This window comes from Ruegeria sp. AM9 (genome assembly GCF_056540565.1).
This window is the reverse complement of record NZ_JBQFWY010000002.1, coordinates 429,274-448,667: the sequence shown is the minus strand read 5'-3', so window position 1 is coordinate 448,667 and position 19,394 is coordinate 429,274. Positions and strand designations below refer to the sequence as shown.

General features: G+C 61.0%; 16 protein-coding genes. 5 read left to right on the top strand and 11 right to left on the bottom strand.

From position 1 onward, the window contains the following. Positions 1-95: 95 nt before the first annotated feature. A complete protein-coding gene (locus ACR0DO_RS07065) occupies positions 96-1,673 on the top strand; it encodes a bifunctional metallophosphatase/5'-nucleotidase (protein ID WP_480557412.1) in 1,578 nt (525 codons plus the stop codon). Between the two features lie 63 nt (positions 1,674-1,736). Here ACR0DO_RS07065 and ACR0DO_RS07060 read toward each other — a convergent pair whose 3' ends face one another. Next, positions 1,737-3,389 (bottom strand): tetratricopeptide repeat-containing sulfotransferase family protein, encoded by a 1,653-nt coding sequence (locus ACR0DO_RS07060; protein ID WP_480557410.1) that lies wholly within the window; start codon positions 3,387-3,389, stop codon positions 1,737-1,739. Positions 3,390-3,447: 58 nt separating this feature from the next. Here ACR0DO_RS07060 and ACR0DO_RS07055 point away from each other — a divergent pair, with 58 nt between their 5' ends. Further along, positions 3,448-4,113: an SOS response-associated peptidase gene (locus tag ACR0DO_RS07055; protein WP_480557408.1), complete on the top strand. Its 666-nt coding sequence runs from the start codon at positions 3,448-3,450 to the stop codon at positions 4,111-4,113. Positions 4,114-4,157: 44 nt separating this feature from the next. Continuing rightward, positions 4,158-5,210 (top strand): tRNA 2-selenouridine(34) synthase MnmH, encoded by a 1,053-nt coding sequence (gene mnmH / locus ACR0DO_RS07050; protein ID WP_480557406.1) that lies wholly within the window; start codon positions 4,158-4,160, stop codon positions 5,208-5,210. Here the strand turns inward: mnmH and selD are convergent. From selD to ACR0DO_RS07015, 7 genes are read right to left on the bottom strand one after another with little or no spacing between them, the layout of a single operon-like run. Next, complete coding sequence (gene selD / locus ACR0DO_RS07045) at positions 5,201-7,360, bottom strand: selenide, water dikinase SelD (protein ID WP_480557404.1); 2,160 nt, start codon at positions 7,358-7,360, stop codon at positions 5,201-5,203. The two genes, mnmH and selD, sit on opposite strands and share 10 nt — an antisense overlap. A gap of 5 nt (positions 7,361-7,365) precedes the next feature. Further along, entirely contained in the window at positions 7,366-7,752 is a 387-nt protein-coding gene (locus ACR0DO_RS07040; RefSeq protein WP_170443061.1) for a Na+/H+ antiporter subunit G, read from the bottom strand. Between the two features lie 7 nt (positions 7,753-7,759). Then, positions 7,760-8,029, bottom strand: coding sequence for a K+/H+ antiporter subunit F (locus ACR0DO_RS07035; protein WP_170400169.1), 270 nt, complete (start codon positions 8,027-8,029; stop codon positions 7,760-7,762). After that, positions 8,026-8,523 (bottom strand): Na+/H+ antiporter subunit E, encoded by a 498-nt coding sequence (locus ACR0DO_RS07030; protein ID WP_480557402.1) that lies wholly within the window; start codon positions 8,521-8,523, stop codon positions 8,026-8,028. Before ACR0DO_RS07030 ends, ACR0DO_RS07035 begins: the two co-directional genes overlap by 4 nt. Further along, a complete protein-coding gene (locus tag ACR0DO_RS07025) occupies positions 8,523-10,061 on the bottom strand; it encodes a monovalent cation/H+ antiporter subunit D (protein ID WP_480557400.1) in 1,539 nt (512 codons plus the stop codon). Before ACR0DO_RS07025 ends, ACR0DO_RS07030 begins: the two co-directional genes overlap by 1 nt. Then, complete coding sequence (locus ACR0DO_RS07020; RefSeq protein WP_170672104.1) at positions 10,058-10,417, bottom strand: Na+/H+ antiporter subunit C; 360 nt, start codon at positions 10,415-10,417, stop codon at positions 10,058-10,060. The genes ACR0DO_RS07025 and ACR0DO_RS07020 overlap by 4 nt, the downstream gene beginning before the upstream one ends. Next, positions 10,417-13,287: a monovalent cation/H+ antiporter subunit A gene (locus ACR0DO_RS07015; protein ID WP_480557398.1), complete on the bottom strand. Its 2,871-nt coding sequence runs from the start codon at positions 13,285-13,287 to the stop codon at positions 10,417-10,419. Before ACR0DO_RS07015 ends, ACR0DO_RS07020 begins: the two co-directional genes overlap by 1 nt. A 224-nt stretch (positions 13,288-13,511) precedes the next feature. On the opposite strand from ACR0DO_RS07015, the gene ACR0DO_RS07010 reads away from it, so the two are divergent. Next, positions 13,512-13,985 carry a rhodanese-like domain-containing protein gene (locus ACR0DO_RS07010; RefSeq protein ID WP_480557396.1) on the top strand — a complete coding sequence of 158 codons (474 nt, stop codon included), beginning with the start codon at positions 13,512-13,514 and terminating at the stop codon, positions 13,983-13,985. Continuing rightward, the gene (locus ACR0DO_RS07005; RefSeq protein WP_480557394.1) at positions 13,982-14,797 is read left to right on the top strand and encodes a CE1 family esterase; all 816 of its coding nucleotides are present in this window, start codon (positions 13,982-13,984) and stop codon (positions 14,795-14,797) included. The genes ACR0DO_RS07010 and ACR0DO_RS07005 overlap by 4 nt, the downstream gene beginning before the upstream one ends. Here ACR0DO_RS07005 and mdoH read toward each other — a convergent pair whose 3' ends face one another. The 3 genes from mdoH to ACR0DO_RS06990 are packed head-to-tail and all read right to left on the bottom strand — an operon-like array spanning position 14,798 to position 19,376. Next, positions 14,798-16,666, bottom strand: a complete 1,869-nt coding sequence (gene mdoH, locus ACR0DO_RS07000) for a glucans biosynthesis glucosyltransferase MdoH (RefSeq protein ID WP_480557392.1) — start codon at positions 16,664-16,666, stop codon at positions 14,798-14,800. Then, entirely contained in the window at positions 16,663-18,162 is a 1,500-nt protein-coding gene (locus ACR0DO_RS06995) for an OpgD/OpgG family glucan biosynthesis protein (protein ID WP_480557390.1), read from the bottom strand. Before ACR0DO_RS06995 ends, mdoH begins: the two co-directional genes overlap by 4 nt. Next, positions 18,159-19,376 (bottom strand): OpgC family protein, encoded by a 1,218-nt coding sequence (locus ACR0DO_RS06990; protein ID WP_480557388.1) that lies wholly within the window; start codon positions 19,374-19,376, stop codon positions 18,159-18,161. The genes ACR0DO_RS06995 and ACR0DO_RS06990 overlap by 4 nt, the downstream gene beginning before the upstream one ends. Between the last annotated feature and the right edge of the window lie 18 nt (positions 19,377-19,394).

Sequence of the window (19,394 nt, the reverse complement as noted above, 5' to 3'; positions counted from 1 at the left end):
CCCGCGCGACGGGCAGAATCAAGCCGGATTTCCCCCTTTGACTCTTCCCGCCGCCGGGCGCACCATCGCGTCAATCAATTACAGGGAGTATCAAAATGTTCACCCGTTTTCTGGCGTCAGTGGCTGTTCTGGGCCTGACCGCGGGCATGGCCGCGGCGGACTACAAGCTGACGATTCTGCACACCAACGATTTCCACGCCCGCTTTGAGCCGATCAACAAATATGACAGCGGATGCGATGCGGAAGACAATGCAGAAGGCAAGTGTTTTGGCGGATCGGCCCGTCTGGTAACGGCCGTGAATGAGGCACGCGGGCGGGCTGACAACTCGATCCTCGTCGATGGCGGAGATCAGTTTCAGGGCTCGTTGTTCTACACCTACTACAAGGGTCAGGTTGCGGCCGAGTTCATGAACAAGCTGGGCTATGATGCGATGACCGTGGGTAACCATGAATTCGATGACGGCCCCGAAGTGCTGCGGGGGTTCATCGACTCGGTGGATTTCCCGGTGCTGATGTCGAACGCGGATATCCGTGACGAAGAACTGCTGACCGACAAGATCAAGAAATCGACCGTCATTGAAGTGGGTGGAGAACAGATCGGTCTGATTGGTCTGACACCGGAAGACACGCATGAAATCTCCTCGCCTGGCCCAAACATCAGCTTCTCTGACCCGGCCCCCGCAGTGCAGGCCGAAGTGGACAGGTTGACCGGAGAGGGCGTAAACAAAATCATCGTTCTCAGCCATTCCGGCTATCGTGTGGACCAACGCGTAGCGCAGGAAACCAGTGGAGTGGACGTGATCGTAGGCGGCCATTCGAACACCTATCTGTCGAACGTGTCCGACAAGGCCGCAGGCCCGTACCCGACCGAGGTCAACGGTGTTCAGATCGTGCAGGCCTATGCCTATGGCAAGTTTCTGGGTGAGTTGAACGTAACCTTCGACGATGACGGCAACGTGGTCGAGGCGGTGGGCGAGCCGCTGATCATGGACAACACCGTGACCGAGGATCAGGCCGCCCTGGACCGTATCGCCGAGTTGGCCGTGCCGCTTGACGAAATTCGCAACAAAGTAGTGGCGAACGCCGCAGATGACATCGAAGGGGACCGGTCTGTCTGTCGTGTGCAGGAATGCGAGATGGGTAATCTGGTGGCCGACGCCATGCTGGCGCGTGTTGCCGATCAGGGCGTGCAGATCGCGATAGCAAACTCTGGCGGGTTGCGAGCCTCGATAGATTCCGGCGACATCACCATGGGTGAAGTGATGACGGTTCTGCCCTTTCAGAACACGCTTTCGACTTTTGAGCTGAGCGGGCAAGGTGTGATCGATGCCCTGGAAAGTGGTGTGAGCAAAGTGGACGAAGTCGACGGCCGGTTTCCGCAGGTGGCGGGCATTTCCTTCACATGGGACCCGGAAATTGCGCCCAATGAAGGCCGTGTCAGTGATGTAATGGTGGTCAAAGAGAATGGCGCTGAGCCGATTGATCCAACAGCGACATATTTGGTGGTGACGAATAACTACCTTCGCAATGGTGGGAATGGCTACACAATGTTCACGGGCGATGACAAGAACGCTTATGATTTTGGTCCTGATCTGGCCGACGTCGCGGCCGAGTACCTGGCCGAAAACGCGCCCTATCAGCCCTATCTGGACGGCCGCATCAAGCAGAAATAACCCTGCTCTGTAACAACAAAAAAGGCCGCATCACCCGATGCGGCCTTTGGTTTTCCGGCTTGCTCAGCCGAGGTCGTATTCCGGCCAAAGCGCCGGATCGAATCCGTCCAGCATCGGGCGCAGATGCTCGGACACGCTTTGCCAGCCCCCAACCGATTTGGTCGAGATCTTGTTGCGGACCTGGTCGATACTGGCCGTTCTAACCTGCTTGGTGTTTTCCTCGGGGCGCATCATTGTTTCGGTCCACCCGATACCGCAGAACGCGGCGACCTGCTGGCTGTAGGTTTGCGGGTCGGCCACAAGTTTTTCGTAAGGCACGGTCAGAATACGGTCTCCGAACACGGCATCCCAATGGGCCATGTAGCGGCGGTAAAGGTTGGCGGTATGTGCGATGGATTCCTGGTTCGATGCATAGTGCATACCCCCCGCAGGGAACCTGAGCTTCCATTTGGACAAGCCGACATCGCGCGGGTCGCGCAGCATGTTGATGATTCTTGCATTCGGGAAAGCGGACAGCAGAAATCCGACGCGTTGAAAATTGTGAGGCATCTTGTCAACAAAAGCGACCGATCCTGCGGGAATTGGCGGCATCAGTTTGCGGTACGCGCGCCCAAACTCGGCAGCCTCTTTTTCGCTGAAACTCCGGTCAGCCGTTTCATAGGCAAGCGACAAATCTGGCCCCAAGGTCAACTCTCCGCAACCTGCAATGTCGGGGGCTGCGCTCAACATCATCTCTATCAGCGTGGTGCCCGAGCGGGGTTGACCCACGACAAAAATGGGAACGGGTGTTTCGCTCAGGTCAGCTTGTGGTGCATCTTTTCCTTCCGGGAAAAGCTCGGTGATCGCGTGAAAACGCTTTTCGGCTTCGTCAAAATTGTAGGGATTGACGTCATGCTGCAGCGCATTGGCGCGTGCAAACTGCCGCATGGCTACACCCATACCTTCCGTTTTCGAGATCAGATGCGCCTTTGCGAATTCTAGCTCTGAAATATCGTTTTCACTGTTCGATATGGCCGTCTCGACTGCGTCCAGCAGATGCGCCGCGTCTTCGGACCTAGCCATTGTCGACATCTGTAGCAGAGACGCCGCGTGGCCGGGGTCGTCCGCCAAAATACGCTGCAAGATCTCTGTGGACCCGATTTTGTCGCCTTGCTGACGCAAGTTCAATGATTTCATAAAGGCGATCTTCTTGTCGTCAGGTGCAAGCTCATATGCACGGGCGACATCGTTCGAGTTTTCTTCGACAAAGCCGATTATTGAGTATGCCCGCGCCCGCCTTATCAAAAGGCTGACGTTATCAGGGTCGGCTTCCAGTCTTTTGCTAGAGTGTTCGACAATCACGCGCCAGTCGTTGCCTTTAAGGTAAATCTCGTCCAGAACCCGGTTCAACTCCTTGTTGTTGGGGAACTTCTCAAGCTTCTGTTCCGTGTATTCCAGGGCTTTTTCGATCTGACTGGTCTGCATCAGGGCATTGGCCAGGTTTTCCACGAATTGCGGATCTTCGGGCTTCATCCGGGACGCTTCGACGAAATGAGGTATGGATTTCTTGTATTGCTTCATCTCGGTCAGCACAAAGCCCGATATGGCGTGAAAGTCTGAATCCTTGGGGAATTTCTTGACGCCCAGCTGTGCCTTTTTCAGCGCCTGTTGCAGCTTGCCCGCATCCAGAGCAGCCACTGCCTTGCCTTTGAGGGTTTTCGCTGTTTGATTTTGCATGTGACCCCGTGACACCCTGTGCCTGTATGAAACGATTATTATTGATGGTTCATTACCCATGTGCGGACGGTTTGCAATAACCCTTGCCAATGACGCGATGGCACAGCTGTTTTCTGCACGCCCGGCGAACACGCCGCCTGCGGTGCCGAATTTCAACGTCTGTCCGACAAATCAGGTGCACGTGGTCCGCGCCGGCGAAGGCGGGCGCAGGCTGGACCCTCTGCGCTGGGGGTTTCTGCCGCATTGGTACAAGACCGAAACGGCCGGTCCCCTGCTGATCAATGCGCGGGCCGAGACGCTGGCCGAAAAGCCTGCGTTCCGCGCCGCCTGCCGTGAACGGCGGTGCCTGATCGTGGCGACCGGGTTTTACGAATGGACCAAGACTGAACGGGGCATGCGCCTGCCTTGGTATATCCGGCGTAAGGACAGAGCGCCGATCGCCTTTGCGGGGGTCTGGCAGGACTGGGGCGCTGACGAGGTCCGGCAAGGCACCTGTGCCATCGTGACGACGCCCGCCAACAAACACCTCAGCACCGTTCACCACCGGATGCCGCTGATCCTTGAACCTGACGACTGGCCTCTGTGGCTGGGCGAGGCCGGGAAGGGGGCCGCGCGCCTGATGCGGCCCGGCGCCGAGGATGTGCTGGACTTTTGCCGCGTTGACCCGGCGGTAAACTCGAACCGCGCCAGCGGGTCCGACCTGATCGAGCCGATCTCGGCCTGACGGTGTACCTTTTCAATGCGGGCTTTGCAGGATAGACCCTTGATATGGCTTTGAACTTCACCGACCTGCCCAGCCTTTATGCGCATGATTTCGATGCGGTGATCGATGTGCGAAGCCCGGCCGAGTTTGCCGAGGATCATCTGCCCGGCGCCATCAACCTGCCGGTTCTGGACAATGAAGAACGCGCCCGGGTGGGCACGATCTATGTGCAGGAAAGCCCCTTTCTGGCCCGCAAACTGGGCGCGGCGCTGGTGTTCCGCAACGCTGCCAATCACATCGAGCAAAGCCTGTCGCGTCACGAGGGCGGCTGGAAGCCTCTGGTCTATTGCTGGCGGGGCGGGCAGCGGTCGGGATCGTTTACCTGGATGTTGCAGCAGATCGGCTGGCGGGCCGAGGTGGTCGAGGGTGGATATCGCACCTATCGCCGCCTCGTGAACCGGTTTCTCTACGACGACCCGTTGCCGCATCGTCTGATCGCGTTGGACGGCTACACGGGCACCGCAAAGACCGACCTTCTGGCGCATCTGAAAACGCGCGGCGTTCAGGTTCTGGACCTTGAAGGTCTGGCCAATCATCGCGGCTCATTGCTGGGTGAGATGCCCGGCGGGCAGCCCAGCCAGAAAGCGTTTGAATCCGCTCTGGCCGCAGTATTGTGCGAGCTTGATCTGGCGCGCCCGGTTGCGGTCGAGGCAGAGTCGTCCAAGATCGGGACCCTGATCCTGCCGCCCAGCCTGTGGGCCGCTTTGCGCAGCGCGCCGCGTATTCAGGTTCAGGCCTCGATTGAGGCCCGCACTGCCTATCTGGCCCGCGCCTATGACGACATCCTGTCGGATGCCGAGCGGTTGCGGGACCGGCTTTCTCCGCTGCGGTTCCACCGGGGGCACGAGGTGGTGGATGGCTGGCTTGCCCTGATCGACGCTGGCGACAAACAGGGACTGACACGGGCGCTGATGGAGCAGCATTATGATCCGTCCTATGCCAAATCCAGCCGCGCCCGCACTGCCGAGGTTGTGGCGCGGGTCGATGCGGCCACGTTGGACGACGCGGGCCTGAACGAAATGGCCGTGCGCATCGAACGGATTCTGGATCAGGTTTGAAGCCGCAGGCCCGGCGTGTCGGACATGTGTCCGATGATGACTGCCGGATAACCCGCGTGCCTCAGCTTTTCGCATAGCCCCTGTACCTGGCCGGGTGCGACAGCGGCCAGCAGCCCTCCGGCAGTTTGCGGGTCGAACAACAGGTCAGCCTTGTCGCCAAACGGAAAGTCCGGGATGGTGGACCGGTTCTCGTCGAAAATCGTTGAGCGGACGCCCTGGGCGCTCAACTCCTGCGCGCCAGCCATCAGTGGAATTGCGTCCAGATCAAGGGAAGCGCCGCAGTCAGACGCCTCGCACATACCCAGCAGATGTCCGGCCAGACCAAAGCCCGTCACGTCAGTCATCGCATGGGCGCCTGCCAGAATGTGTGAGGCTACGCCCTGCGGCTGAACCATTTGCCGGAGGGCATCGACAACCCATTCGCCCCGAGCCTTGCCAGCCATTTCGGCCGCCATTAATACACCGCTGCCCAGGGGTTTGGTCAATATCAGCACGTCACCCGGGCGTGTACCCGACAGGGTAATCGGGTCATCCTTGCACAGGCCGGTCAGGGTGAAGCCGATGGTCATCTCATCGCCCATCGAGCTGTGGCCGCCGATGATCTCGGCCCCGGCGTCGCGCATGACCTCGGTTGCGGTGGCCATGATCTCGGCCATGGTCCGGTGCTGCAAGTCCGGCGACATGCGGGGCAGGATGATCGTTGCGGTTGCCGCTTGCGGGCTGGCGCCCATGGCCCAGATATCCCCCAGCGCGTGAACGGCGGCGATGCGGGTCATGAGCGCCGGGTCATTGGTGAAACCGCGCAGATGGTCCGAAGTCATCACCTGCCGCGCCCCACCTATTGTCAGCAAAGCTGCGTCGTCTCCGGGTAGGGGGGTGATGTCGGCGCGTGCTGGCACGGGCAGGTCGCTCAGCACAGCCCGCAGAGCGCTGCGCCCGACCTTTGCACCGCAGCCGCCGCACATGGGCTTGCCGCCCAGTGCTTCTTGCAGCCCCGCTGCGTGAAGGCGCGGCATTGAAGGGCGCGCTATGTCGGGCAGGTCGCGGAACCTGTTCATGAAACTCTGGTCGATATGGTTCTTCCAACGCCACATCAGCGGTCCACTGAATGAGGTGCCCAACCGCTCGGCCAGTGCGGATTTTCCGCCCAGTGAAATCAGTTTCAGGTAATCCTTCTGCGGCTTGTACCGCCGCATCCGTCCTGCCCCCAACGCGGCGCGCAGGTTATTGAACAGGATCGGAGCCTCTCGGACTGCATAAACCCCAGCCTTGGGGCGCGGGTCCTCCGACAAATGGGCACAATCCCCGGCGGCAAAGATCGCGGGGTCGCTGGATTGCAGGAACCCGTTTACGCGGATGTAGCCGTCCTGCAGATCAAGGCCTGTTTGGGTGATCCAGCCATAGGGGCGGGCGCCGGCGGCGCCGGTCACGAAGGTGGCCGGAATTTCGCGGCCATCACCCAGAACAATATGATCGGCCTCAATGCGGGAAATGGGCGTGTTTTCGTGCAGATCGACACACAGATCCGCCATTGCCTTGCGAATGGTCGCGCCCGCCTTTGGCTTTGTCGCCGTCAGGGCTTGTGCGTTATCGATCAATGTCACCTGCGCCGCACGGCCTTTGGCGCGCAGGGCATGGGCCATGGCCATCACCAGCTCAACCCCCGCCACGCCACCGCCGATCACAGCGACCGTGGCGGGGCCGGTGCCTTGCAGGTACGTGGCCCACCGCGCTGCGAAAGGCCCCAGGGGCTTGGCGGGGATCGCATGGTCGCCAAAACCGGGCAGGGCGGGCATGTCCGAGGTGATGCCCACATTGACCGAGGCCACATCGAACGCGACCGGAGGGCGATCAGGCACGTGAACCAGACGCCGATCAATGTCGATCCCTTCGACCGGGCCAAGGATGACGCGCGCATCGGCGAACCGGGCCAAGCGCACCAGATCGATATCCAGTTCACCACGCTCATAATGTCCCGCGACAAATCCGGGCAGCATTCCGGAATAGGGCGCAGTGGGGCCGGGGTTGATCACCGTCACCCGTGCGCCGGGCAGCGGGTTCATCCCCCATTTCTGCAGTACCAGCGCATGAGTATGCCCGCCGCCAATCAGAACCAGATCGCGGGTCAGGGGCAACGGAGGGTGATGCATGAGTTTTAGTTCGCCGTGTGTTCAGGAACGTCTTCGACCTGTTCGACCGCGTGGGTGGCCCAAAGCTCATCCTCGCCCGCGTCCGGCAGGTCGCTGGGCTTTTCATGGCGGTGAATGTGCCATTTGGCAATGAACAGGGCCGTGATCGGTGCGGTCAGGAACAGGAACAGGGTGATCAGCAGCTCATGCAGGGACAGTTTGCCCTCCAGCAATACCGAGTGGCAGATCGACGCCAGCAACACGCCACCTACACCCAGAGTGGTCGCCTTGGTGGGTGCGTGCAGGCGGGACATCGGGTCTTTCAGCTTGATCATCCCGAACGATCCGACAAAGCCGAAGATGCCCGAGATAATCAGGAAAAAGGCGATCAGAATTTCGAAAATGAACTCCATGTCGCCCTCACTCGATAATATTGCCGCGCAGCATAAAGCGCGCATAGGCCACGGTTGAAACAAAGCCGAGCATGGCGATGATCATGGCGGCCTCGAAGAATATCTCGGTTCCCAAGTGCAGCCCGTAAAGGATCATTAGCGCGATGGTGTTGATCACCATCGTATCCAACGCCAGAACGCGGGTACCGACGCCCTCGGCCGAGATGATCCGGTAAAGGCACAGCATGATGGCCGTTCCAAAACAGGCGAAGGCAAACCAGATCGCAACCTCGATCATTCGAAAATCTCCTTCAGGCGACGTTCATAGCGCTGTTTGATCTGATCGCGTACCGCGTCGGGATCGGGTGCGTCCAGGCAGTGAACCAGCAGGTTGTGCCCCTGCGCCGACAGGTCCGAGCTGACGGTGCCGGGGGTCATGGTGATGGTTCCGGCCAGAACGGTGATCGCCTCGGGCGTGCGCAGTTCCAGCGGGACGCAAATCCAGTTGGGTTGCCGGTCAGCATCGCGTTTGAACAGGATGATCTTTGCCACAGTGATATTGGCAATCACGATGTCCCACAGCACCACCAGCATGTATTCAACCACCATCGGCCAGTTCCGCAGCTTGGGGCGGTCGGGCCAGTAGGGCTGAGTGATGAACGGGATGATGATCCCAAGGATCAGGCCAAAGACCAGCGAGTTCAGCGAGGCTTTGTTGGCCAGCAGAACCCACACAATCGTCAGCAGGATGGTCAGATGCGGGTGCGGGAAAATCCGGTGCAGAAGTCTCATCATTCCTCTCCTCCCAGAACGGCCGAGATGTAGTGTTCAGGTGTGAACAACTGCTCGGCTGTTTTGCCAGCATAGGTCAGGGCCGGACCCGCGAACAGGGTCAGCATGACAAGGCCCAGCACCAGCCCGAAGACGGACGTGAAGGCCAACCCTGCGTTGGGTTCGGGCGCGGGTTGGGCGGGGGCTTCTTCTTCGGCTTCTGGCGTTGGGTTGTGTTGCGCGTCGTGGCTTTTCCAGAAGATCAGCGAGCCCGCGCGTGCCAGCCCGACGATGGTGACAAACGACCCGATCAGAACTACGGCCCAGATCGCGTTTGTATCCGGCGCGTCGCGGGATGCGTCCAGCACCAGCAGCTTGCCGATAAAGCCCGACAGCGGCGGCATCCCCGCCAGCGCGATGGCGCCGACAAAGAACAGGGCCGAGATCAGACCGCTCTGCGGCATCGGTGCCTTGGGTTCGATGGCGCCACCCCGGCGCTCCATCACCAGATCGGCGACTAGGAACAGCAGCGCGGTCGCAAGGGTCGAGTGATAGATGTAGTAGAGCGCCGCAGCGGTGGCGGTTTCCGTGAACAGCGAAATCGCAATCAACAGCGTGCCCATCGACGCAATGGCGCAAAAGGCGACCATCCGTGCGATGTGCTGCGTTCCCAGAATGCCGATAACTCCAACGCCCAGCGTCACCAGTGCGGCCGGTTGCAGCCATGCCCCCACAAGCCCCTGCGTTGCCTCGACATCCGGTCCGAAGCCCAGCGTATACATCCGCACGATCGAGTAGGCGCCGACCTTGGTCATGATGGCGAACAGCGCGGCCACGGGCAGGGGCGCGTTGGCATAACTGGCGGGCAGCCAGAAATGCAGCGGCAGCACGGCGGCCTTGATGCAGAATACCAGCAACAACAGCACCGCGCCGACGCGCAGCAGCGCCGTATCGTCGGCGGGCAGTTCCGCCACGCGCATTGCCATATCCGCCATGTTCAGCGTCCCGGTCACCGCATAAAGCGTCCCCAGCGCAAACAGGAACAGGGTCGAGCCAATCAGGTTATAGGCCACATACTGAACGCCAGCCTTCAGCCGCACCGCACCACCCCCATGCGTCATCAGGCCGTAAGATGCGATCAGCAGAACCTCGAAGAACACGAACAGGTTGAATGCGTCGCCGGTCAGGAAGGCGCCGCAGACCCCCATGAGCTGAAAATGGAACAGTGCGTGGAAGTGCTTGCCCCGGTCGTCCCAGCCTGACGCAATGGCGTAAAGCACTATGGGCAGGGCCAGCAGAGCGGTCAGCAGGACCATCATGGCCGACAGGCGGTCCAGTACCATCACGATGCCGAAGGGCGCAGGCCAGTTGCCCAGCTCGTAGACCTGAATATCGCCACCAGAGGCCTGCGCGGTGATGGTCAGGGCGATCCCCAACAGACCCACAACTCCGGCGACCGAGAAGATGCGCTGCAGGTCCAGGTGGTATCGCAGGACCATGATGATGAACGGGGCCAGGATCGCGGGCAGGACGATCGGCGCTACGATCCAGTGGTTCATGCGTCTTCTCCCGGCGCGTCCACGCTGTCCTGCGCGGTCATGTCGATATGGTCATCCTTCGAGGACAGATAGGCCGAAAGCGCGATCATCACGATCACCGCTGTCATCCCGAACGAGATCACGATGGCCGTCAGCACCAGCGCCTGTGGCAGCGGGTCGGTATAGGGCACCTCTTCGTATTTGTTCAAAACGGCGGGCGCATCCAGCGCCAGCCGCCCCGTGGCGAACAGAAACACGTTCACCGCATAGGTGATAAGTGACAGGCCCAGGATCACGGGGAATGTCCGGCGGCGCAGGATCAGGAAAATCCCGGCAGCGGTCAGAATGCCTACGGCTGAGGCTACGAGCGCTTCCATCAGGCCTGCTCCTTCTCTTGTTCTTCGCCCGGAGGATCGTCCCGCAGCGGGTTGATATCCATCGGGAATTCCTGTGCCATGCCCGGCTGCCACGCGAAGCGCGACAGGCTGTCCAGCGCCAGCATCACCGCGCCCAGAACCGCAAGGAACACGCCGGTGTCAAACAGGATGGCGGTGGCCCATTCGAACTCTTCCAACGGCGGCCAGTGGATATAGCCGAAGTCGCTGGTCAGGAACGGGCGTTCATTGAACCACGCGCCCAGACCGGTTGCGGCGGCGATCAGAACACCCCAGCCGATTGTGCCGTGGTAATAGAACCGCTGCCGTTCGATGGCCCATGTATAGCCGCTGGCCATGTATTGCATCAGATAGGCAATGGCCACGATCAGACCGGCGATGAACCCTCCCCCCGGCTGGTTATGTCCGCGGAAAAAGATGTAGGCACCAACCATCAGCGCAATTGGCATCATCACGCGGGTCGCCACCACCATCATCAGCGGATGCGAGTCCCCCGATTGCGGCCAATGCGGTTTGCGGTTCAGCAGATAGGCGCGGACGTTCGAACCCAGAACAGCCTCGGTCAGGGCAAAGATGATCAGGGCGGCGATACCCAGAACGATGATCTCGCCAAAGGTATCAAAGCCTCGGAAGTCCACCAGGATCACGTTGACCACGTTGGTACCGCCACCGCCTTTGTACGAGTTCGCCAGATGGAACTCGGAGATCGTCGGGAAGGCAAAGTCCCGCAGCATCAGCGCATAGATCAGCCCGCCGCTGCCAAGACCCGCAACAACCGAGATCGCTGCATCGCGCCAGCGCCGCGCGGCGCTGCTGTCCCACGGTGTATCCGTGGGCAGGAAGTTCAGCGACAGCAGCAGCAAGATCATCGTCACCACCTCAACCGAGATCTGCGTCAGCGCCAGATCCGGGGCCGAGAGATAGTTGAACGCCATTGAGACGATCAGGCCAACCACGCCGATCAGTACCAGCGACAGCAGGCGGTTGCGGTGGAACCACATGATCGCCAGCGTTGCGCCGACCAGACAAATCCAGCCGATGAACGGGATGATCTGTATCGGCAGGGGCTCGCGCGTTTCCGGACCAATCGTGCCGGTCGTATAGGCGTAATAGCCAAGCCCGACGGTGAACGCGATCAGGATGATCGCATAGCGGCTGATTACGCCGTTGTGCAGCGTATCGGTCACCCAGCGGCTTAGCGCGGTCAGAGCGCCGATCACGGCGTCAAAGATCGTCTTGGCCTCGGGGCGGGGCAGGGCGTTCCACAGCGCCTCTCCCCGCCGGTGCAGCGCCAGCAGGAACAGGCCGCCAAGCGTTGCCACAGCCGACATATACAGCGCGGGCGTGAACCCATGCCACAGTTTCAGCGAGTAATAGGGCAGTTTCTCACCACCGATCACGGCGCTGGACACAACCGCAACCAAAGGCCCGACGATCGCTGCCGATTGCAGCCCGATCAGCATCACCAGCACCACAAGGAAGGCCGGGGCCAGCCACAGCCCGACAGGTGGGTCATGCGGGTGATGCGGATAATCGGTGCGCTGGGGGCCAAGGAACACATGGCTGACGAAACGGAAGGAATAGGCCGCAGAAAACAGTGCGGCCAGCAGCGCCAACCCCGGCACCAGATAGTGCGAATGCAGCCATGTGGTGTGGACCGTTTCCTCCAGCATCATTTCTTTGGACAGGAAGCCGTTCAACGGCGGCAGGCCTGCCATGGATAGGGCGGCAATCGTGCCGATGGTAAAGGTGATCGGCATCAGCTGCCGCAACCCGCCCAGACGTTTGATATCGCGGGTTCCGGCCTCGTGATCGACGATCCCGGCGGTCATGAACAGCGCAGCCTTGAAGGTCGCGTGGTTGATGATGTGGAAAATGGCGGCCACGGCGGCAATCTTGGTGCCAAAGCCCAGCAGCATGGTCACCAGACCCAGATGCGATACCGTCGAAAACGCCAGCAGCGCCTTGAGGTCATCCTTGAACAGCGCGATGCAGGCGCCGATCAGCATGGTCACCAGACCTGTGGTTGCAACGATATAGAACCACGCATCGGTGCCCGCCAGAACCGGCCACATCCGCGCCATCAGGAACAGCCCGGCCTTCACCATCGTGGCCGAGTGCAGATAGGCCGACACCGGCGTTGGCGCGGCCATCGCGTGCGGCAGCCAGAAGTGGAACGGGAACTGCGCCGACTTGGTGAAACAGCCCAACAGAATCAGGATCAGCGCGGGCATGTAATAGGGCGAGGCCTGGATCAGCTCTTTGTTCTGGAGGATCACGCTCAGGTCATACGACCCCACGATATTGCCCAGGATCAGCATCCCCGCGATCATCGCCAACCCGCCGGAACCGGTCACGGCCAGCGCCATCCGCGCGCCTTGGCGGCCCTCGGGCAGGTGTTTCCAATATCCGATCAGCAGGAATGAGCTAAGCGATGTAAGCTCCCAGAAAATAAGCAGAAGAAGGATGTTGTCCGACAGAACGATTCCAACCATCGCGCCCTGAAACAGCAGCAGATAGGTGTAGAACTGCCCCATCGGGTCCTCGCGCGACAGGTAGAACCGCGCGTAGAGGATGATCAGCAGCCCGATCCCCAGGATCAGCAGGGCAAACAGGAACCCCAGACCGTCCAGCATGAAATTCGCATTCAGACCCAGAGCGGGTATCCACTCGAACCGGGCGGTCACAACCTCGCCGCGCATGACCGCAGGGATGTGGATCAACAGCCCCATAAGCGCCAGAAAGGTGGTCAAGCCCGCCGCCGAAGCTGCTGCGTTTCGTCCTGCCCGGATCAGAAGGGCTGGGAATACAGCTCCGAGGAAGGGAAGGGCCGCGATGAGGAATAGGGACAAGTGCGATACTCCGGTCTGAGCGGTCAAAAGTAGTCCTGATTTTGTAAGGATAATTTTCTGACTGTCCAGCTATTGCAAGTATTTCGCTGCATTCTAGGGGGATGAAACAGGCGGCTGGTCAGGTGCGGATTAATGACGCGAACTTGATCTGCGGGCCGAATTTCACCACAGCGCCGACCTAGCGAGTATGGTAAAAACGGCCTGTCTGCGCAGGAGGGCACTGTATGACAGAGACGGCAAACCGGACCCGAAGGTGGGTTTTGCTGGGCGGGGGCGCAGCCCTTGCCACCGGTTTCGCCGTTCGTGAATATCGCTTGATTCCCCCGGATTATGCGGGCGGCCAGCTGAATGTTGCGGACGCGTACGCGCAGGCACTGTCGGGCGATATCCTGCTGGTGGACATCCGTACTCCGCGGGAATGGCGGGCCACTGGTGTTGGCGAAGGGGCGTACCCTTTGGATATGCGCCGCGATGATTTCGAACAGGCGCTGGCGCACCTGACCGGCGGAGATCGCAGCGCCCCGGTCGCGTTGATCTGCGCCCGTGGGGTGCGGTCGGCTCGTCTGAGCAACCGGTTGACCGAAGCCGGGTTTACAAATGTCCTGGACGTCCCCGAGGGTATGTTGGGTTCTGCCGCGGGGCCGGGATGGGTGCGCGCCGGATTGCCTGTTCAACGCAAAACGGGAGAGACTGGATGATCCGTGAATTGACGCTGGCAACCGGGTTGACGCTGGCGGCGCAAGCTGGCCTTGCCGCGTGTGCTGATCAGGACGGTATGTGCGGAACCGCTTCGGGCGGCTATCACATCGAACTGCCCGAGGCGGACAACCCGCCGCTGGTGGTGTTTCTGCACGGCTATGGCGGCACGGCCACCGGCACGATGAAAAACCGCAGCATGGTCGAGCCCTTGTTGGCGCGGGGTTACGCTGTGATGGCGCCGGAAGGGTCCGAGCGCAATGGCCGCCAAAGCTGGAATTTCTTTCCGGGATGGGAGGGGCGCGATGAAGCGGCTTTTCTGACCGAGGTTGTTCAGGACGCCTCGGACCGGTTCGGGGTGGATACGGACCGGGTGGTGCTGGGCGGGTTTTCGGCGGGCGCGTTCATGGTCTATTACCTCGCCTGCGCCGCGCCGGAGACGTTTTCAGCCTATGTGCCTGTCTCGGGAGGGTTCTGGCGTCCGCACCCCGAGGCATGCGAAGGCCCGGTGCGGTTGTTTCACACCCATGGCTGGACCGACAACGTGGTGCCGCTGGAGGGGCGGCTGCTGGGCGGAGGCCGGTTCCATCAGGGTGACATCTTCGCCGGTCTGGAGATCTGGCGCGTTGCCAACGAGTGCGTCGACACCAAACCCAGCGGGTTCTCTACCACCGGTCAATTCATGCGACGCTATTGGACCGGATGCGCCGAAGGCAGTGCACTGGAACTTGCGCTATTTCCCGGCGGTCACGGAGTGCCCAAGGGTTGGGCGGACATGATGGTGGATTGGTACGAAGGTCTGCCCGGCGGTTGATTACTCCGCCGGGGTCATTGTGCCTTTGCCCTCAATCAAACGCTTTAGTTCTTTCCGATGGCGCCGGGCCGAACGGGTGATCGCGGGTTCGCGGAAATCCTCTCTCATCCCGACCATACGCCGTGCCGCACCAGCCGAGACACCGCTGAGCGCGGAAAGTGGGATGGCCAGCGCAAGGCTGATCGCGATCGGGGCCAGCCAGACCGAGACGAGGCCGGACAGGATGCCAACGCTCAGCGCGACGCCGCTGATGGTTTCCAGCGTGTGGCACAGGATAAGGGTGCGCAGGCTGTAGGTGCCGCCGTCGCGCGCCTGCGGGGACCAGCCCTTTTGGATGCCGAGCGCGGTGCGGAACACCGCAATCATCTGCTGCACCATCAGGATCGGGGCATAGAGGATCGACAGGATCACCTCGGCCAGGAAAGACGTCACGAATTTGGACCCACCGCCGAATTCCGCATAGCGCACGCCGCTCAAAGGTAGGGCCAGAACGCCCAGCACTTTGGGCGCCAGCAGCATCGCGTACATCACCAGAATGATCAGCACGTGGCGGGTTTCCGACATCTCGGGCCATTGCGGGAACATCGGGTTGTCGGGGCTGAAATAATGCAGGACCGAGGCGTCCTCACCCTGACCAATCAGTGCCCACATCACCAGCAGCGCAAACCACAGCGGCGACATCAGATACCCAACCGCACCGTGGAACATGTGAAAGCGCGACACGGCACGGAAGCCCGTCGAGCCCAGCAGTTTCAGGTGCTGCAGGTTGCCCTGGCACCAACGGCGGTCGCGCAGGGCGTGGTCGATCAGTGTGGGTGGAGTTTCTTCATAAGAACCACGAATCCGCGGCAGGAAGCGTACGCCCCAACCGGCGCGGCGCAGCAGGCCGGCCTCGACGAAATCGTGGCTCATGATCAGCTTTTCCTGACCGTTATAGGCCCGCAGCTTGGGCAGACCCGCGCTTGTGGCAAAGGCCCGGGTGCGGATGATCGCGTTGTGACCCCAATAGTTGCCTTCCTGCCCGCACCAGCGCGCAAGACCTTCGGCAAACGCAATTCCATAGACGCCATTGGCGAATTGCTGCATCCGGGCAAAGACTGACTGCGCGCCGATCAGTTGCGGGTAGCTTTGGATCAGGCCCGCACCGGGATCACGCGCCAGCGAATCCGTCAGTCGCAGAATGGCGCGCCCAGTCATCAGGCTGTCGGCATCCAGCACCAGCATCGCGTCCCAATCGGCGCCCCAGCGGCTGACCCAGTCGGCGATATTGCCAACCTTGCGGTCGGTGTTTTCCTCACGGCGACGGTAATACAGCTCCAGACCGGGGGCGAGGGTGGTGCGCAGCGCCTCGACACTGGCCTGTTCCTGCGCCGCGATCTCGGGGTCGCGGGTGTCGGACAGGATGAACATGGCATAGTGGTGCTGTCCGCCCCGCGCACGCAGGTCCTCGAGCATGGTGCGGGCGTTGCCCAGCACGTTCCACGGCACCTCGTTGTAAACCGGCGTCAGCAGCGCCACGCGCAGCGGCTGCGGGCGGGTTTCGCGTTTCGGCTGTTCCTGCCGCGACAGGGACACCATGCCCAGCAAAACGGTGCAAACCGTGAAAGAGATCCAGAAGAAGTTGAACGAGATCAGAGCCAGCAGGATGCCCTCGATCAGGTTGATCCCCTCGGCGCCGAACCAATCACTCATGACCCACAGCAGGCCCAGCGTAGCCGCCATGGCCGGAGAAAACGCCAGCGCGCGCCAGAACCCGGCCGAGGGGCGCTGACCCGCGGGGACCTGCGCATCCCGGAAATCCGCGCTGAAATCCTGCGCGGGCATGGCCAAAGGCGCCTCGGGGGGCATGATATGAAGGTCCTGGGTCATGTGGTCCAACGATAAAGCCAGACCTCAGAGGCCGGTTGTTTGTCTTTCAGCAACTGCGCGCGCAGTTCCACGTGGTTGCGGTCGCCCGGCTGGAATGAAAACGCCAGCCGCAGGCCACCGGTATCCGGGTTGCGCTGCAGCACACCCTCGGAGGTTTCGGCATGGGGCGAGTCGACAAAGATCGTCATCGCTTCGGGGTCGTCGAACAGCTCGCTTTCCTCAAAGTCGATGACGGCCAGTCGACCGTCGCCAAAGGTATTGTCGCCCATTGCCGTGTTGATCACGCGGGGCATCGGCGTGCGCTGCGGTTCCTCACCCCAGATCAGGCGATAGGACAGATCAACCTGGCTGCCGACGGCATAGGGTTCAGCCGGGCGCCAATACGCGACGATGTTGTCATAGATCTCCTGATCCGCCGGAATTTCGACCAGAGTGACGGCTCCTTTGCCCCAATCGCCATTGGGTTCGACCCAAAGGCCGGGGCGTTTGTGGTAATTCGCCTCAAGATCGGCGTAGTCCGAGAACTCACGCTTGCGCTGCATCAGGCCAAACCCGCGTGGGTTCATGTCGACGAAGGACGAGAATTGCAGCCGCGTGGGGTTGGCCAGCGGCCGCCACAGCACCTCTCCGGCGCCGTTGCGGATCAGCAGGCCATCGCTGTCGTGGACAGCAGGGCGGAAATCGTCGAACCGGCTGTGATTGGTCTGGTCGAACAGGAACATTGACGTACCCGGCGCGATGCCGACATGGGTCAGCTCTTCGCGCGGGAACAGGGTGGCTTCGATATCCATCACGCAATCCGCACCGGCTGTGACGTTGAAGCGATAGGCACCGGTCACGCTGGGGCTGTCCATCAGCGCGTGGACGACCATGTCGCGCTGACCGGGTTTCGGGCGTTCCAGCCAAAAGCGGATGAACTCGGGAAACTCCTCACCATCCGGGTCGCCGGTTTTCAGCGCCAGTCCGCGGGCGGACAGGCCGTAGACCTCGTGCAGGCCGATGGCGCGGAAATAGCTGGCCCCTTGCCAGACGCAGAACTCGTCGGTCTTGCCGGGGCGGTGCATTTCCGTGCGCAGGCGCAGGCCGGAAAAGCCCAGCGTGTCGTCGACCGGCAGTTCCGGCACATCCTCGGATTTGTCGAACATGCCAAGGTCAAAGGCGACCGGCGCGGCCATGCCGTTTTCGACCGTCATCACTTTAACCGTGCGCGGGAAGTACAAGCCGGGCGTAAAGAAATCGACGTTGAAAGGCGTCTCGGTCTCATACCAAAGCGCGCGGTCCAGACGGAACCGGATCGAGCGGTACTGCTGATATGTCAGGTCCTGCCATTCCTGCGGCACCATCTCGCGTTCGGCATAAGGCTGGCTGGCCAATTCCCGGGCCATCGCGATGACGTCATTGCGGTCAAACGGGGTTTCCCCGCCCGTGGCAAAGGTGGCCGGCGCAAAGGCAAGCGCCGAAGTCGAGGCCAGAAATGCGCGACGTGTAAAATTCATTTTTTCGACTTCCAGGGTTGTGACTTGAACCAAGCGGCCATGTAAGCAACGCCGATGATCATGGCAAAGCCAATCATGTTTGCGATGAACACACTGGCAACATCCCGCCCACTCAGGTCCAGTCCGACGCCGATAAGCCGTGCTGCTGCCATGGAAAATACGAACACTGCCAGCGATTGCTGCCCGACCTTGGTGATCACGGTCAGCAGGAATTGCCAGACTTTGGCCGCAGCGCCGTGTCCGGTGGCGATCAGGCGGTGGCCGTGCTCACCTGCGATGACCCAGCCCAGATAGGCCAGCGACAGGAAGTGCAGGTAACGGAACAGGCCAAAGTCGGTCTTGTCGCGGAGTTCCTTGGTGACCGGCCAGACCTTGCGGATTTCCTCAGCCAGATCGGGGGCTGCCGCGTTGATCCAGGTGAACACTTTCCACGAACCGAACGGCATCGAGAAGATCAGGAACAGCGCCGCCGCCCAGATCAGCGTTTTCGACACCGGAGGCGCCGGTATCCAGCCGCGCATAAAGGCAAAGCCGGTGAAGAACAGTAGCTGCCAGCCGAAGGGGTTGAAGAACCACTGACGGTCCGACCACGGTTCGGCCGGCAGGTCCAGAACGTCGGTCTGTGCCACCAGCCACAGCGTGACCGAGGCCAGGGCAACCGCCCAAAAGCCGATCCGCGACAGGCCCATGACCAGCGGCATCATCGCCAGAACCACCAGATACATCGGCAGGATGTCGAAATAATTCGGCACATAAGTCAGCGTGAACATCCCGACGATCTGCGGTGCCGGGTCGTTGAAGAAGTGTTGCAGGTTCAGTGACGAGATATAGCTTTTCTCGAACAGCCCGCTTTGATCCAGCGCTGCCATGGTCATGGCAACAAAGAAGAACAGCGCGATATGCGCCCAGTAAACCTGCCAGATGCGGAAGCAGACACGGGCCGTGCCCATCCACCAACCCTTGCGCAGGAACGCCCCGCCGAATGCGATGGCCGAGGCCATGCCCGAGCAGAACACGAAAATTTCGGTCGCGTCCGAAAACCCGAACCGGGCCGGTATCCACTTGGCCCATGGGTCGTTGGGGATATGCGCGATCAAGATGATGAACATCGCGATGCCGCGATAGAAATCCAGCCGCGGGTCGCGCGTGCGCGCAGGGGCGGCCGTCGAGGCCACCACAGGCGCAAAATCAGAAGCGGGCGAAGCTGTCGCCATACGTATTCTGTCCTTCTT

Coding starts and splice junctions, on each gene's coding strand:
- ACR0DO_RS07055 (WP_480557408.1), top strand. CDS start 3,448: ATGTGCGGACGGTTTGCAATAACCCTTGCCAATGACGCGATGGCACAG.
- ACR0DO_RS07040 (WP_170443061.1), bottom strand. CDS start 7,752: ATGGAGTTCATTTTCGAAATTCTGATCGCCTTTTTCCTGATTATCTCG.
- ACR0DO_RS07025 (WP_480557400.1), bottom strand. CDS start 10,061: ATGAACCACTGGATCGTAGCGCCGATCGTCCTGCCCGCGATCCTGGCC.
- ACR0DO_RS07035 (WP_170400169.1), bottom strand. CDS start 8,029: ATGATCGAGGTTGCGATCTGGTTTGCCTTCGCCTGTTTTGGAACGGCC.
- mnmH (WP_480557406.1), top strand. CDS start 4,158: ATGGCTTTGAACTTCACCGACCTGCCCAGCCTTTATGCGCATGATTTC.
- ACR0DO_RS07005 (WP_480557394.1), top strand. CDS start 13,982: ATGATCCGTGAATTGACGCTGGCAACCGGGTTGACGCTGGCGGCGCAA.
- ACR0DO_RS07030 (WP_480557402.1), bottom strand. CDS start 8,523: ATGAGACTTCTGCACCGGATTTTCCCGCACCCGCATCTGACCATCCTG.
- selD (WP_480557404.1), bottom strand. CDS start 7,360: ATGCATCACCCTCCGTTGCCCCTGACCCGCGATCTGGTTCTGATTGGC.
- ACR0DO_RS07010 (WP_480557396.1), top strand. CDS start 13,512: ATGACAGAGACGGCAAACCGGACCCGAAGGTGGGTTTTGCTGGGCGGG.
- ACR0DO_RS07020 (WP_170672104.1), bottom strand. CDS start 10,417: ATGGAAGCGCTCGTAGCCTCAGCCGTAGGCATTCTGACCGCTGCCGGG.
- ACR0DO_RS07065 (WP_480557412.1), top strand. CDS start 96: ATGTTCACCCGTTTTCTGGCGTCAGTGGCTGTTCTGGGCCTGACCGCG.
- ACR0DO_RS06995 (WP_480557390.1), bottom strand. CDS start 18,162: ATGAATTTTACACGTCGCGCATTTCTGGCCTCGACTTCGGCGCTTGCC.
- mdoH (WP_480557392.1), bottom strand. CDS start 16,666: ATGACCCAGGACCTTCATATCATGCCCCCCGAGGCGCCTTTGGCCATG.
- ACR0DO_RS06990 (WP_480557388.1), bottom strand. CDS start 19,376: ATGGCGACAGCTTCGCCCGCTTCTGATTTTGCGCCTGTGGTGGCCTCG.
- ACR0DO_RS07060 (WP_480557410.1), bottom strand. CDS start 3,389: ATGCAAAATCAAACAGCGAAAACCCTCAAAGGCAAGGCAGTGGCTGCT.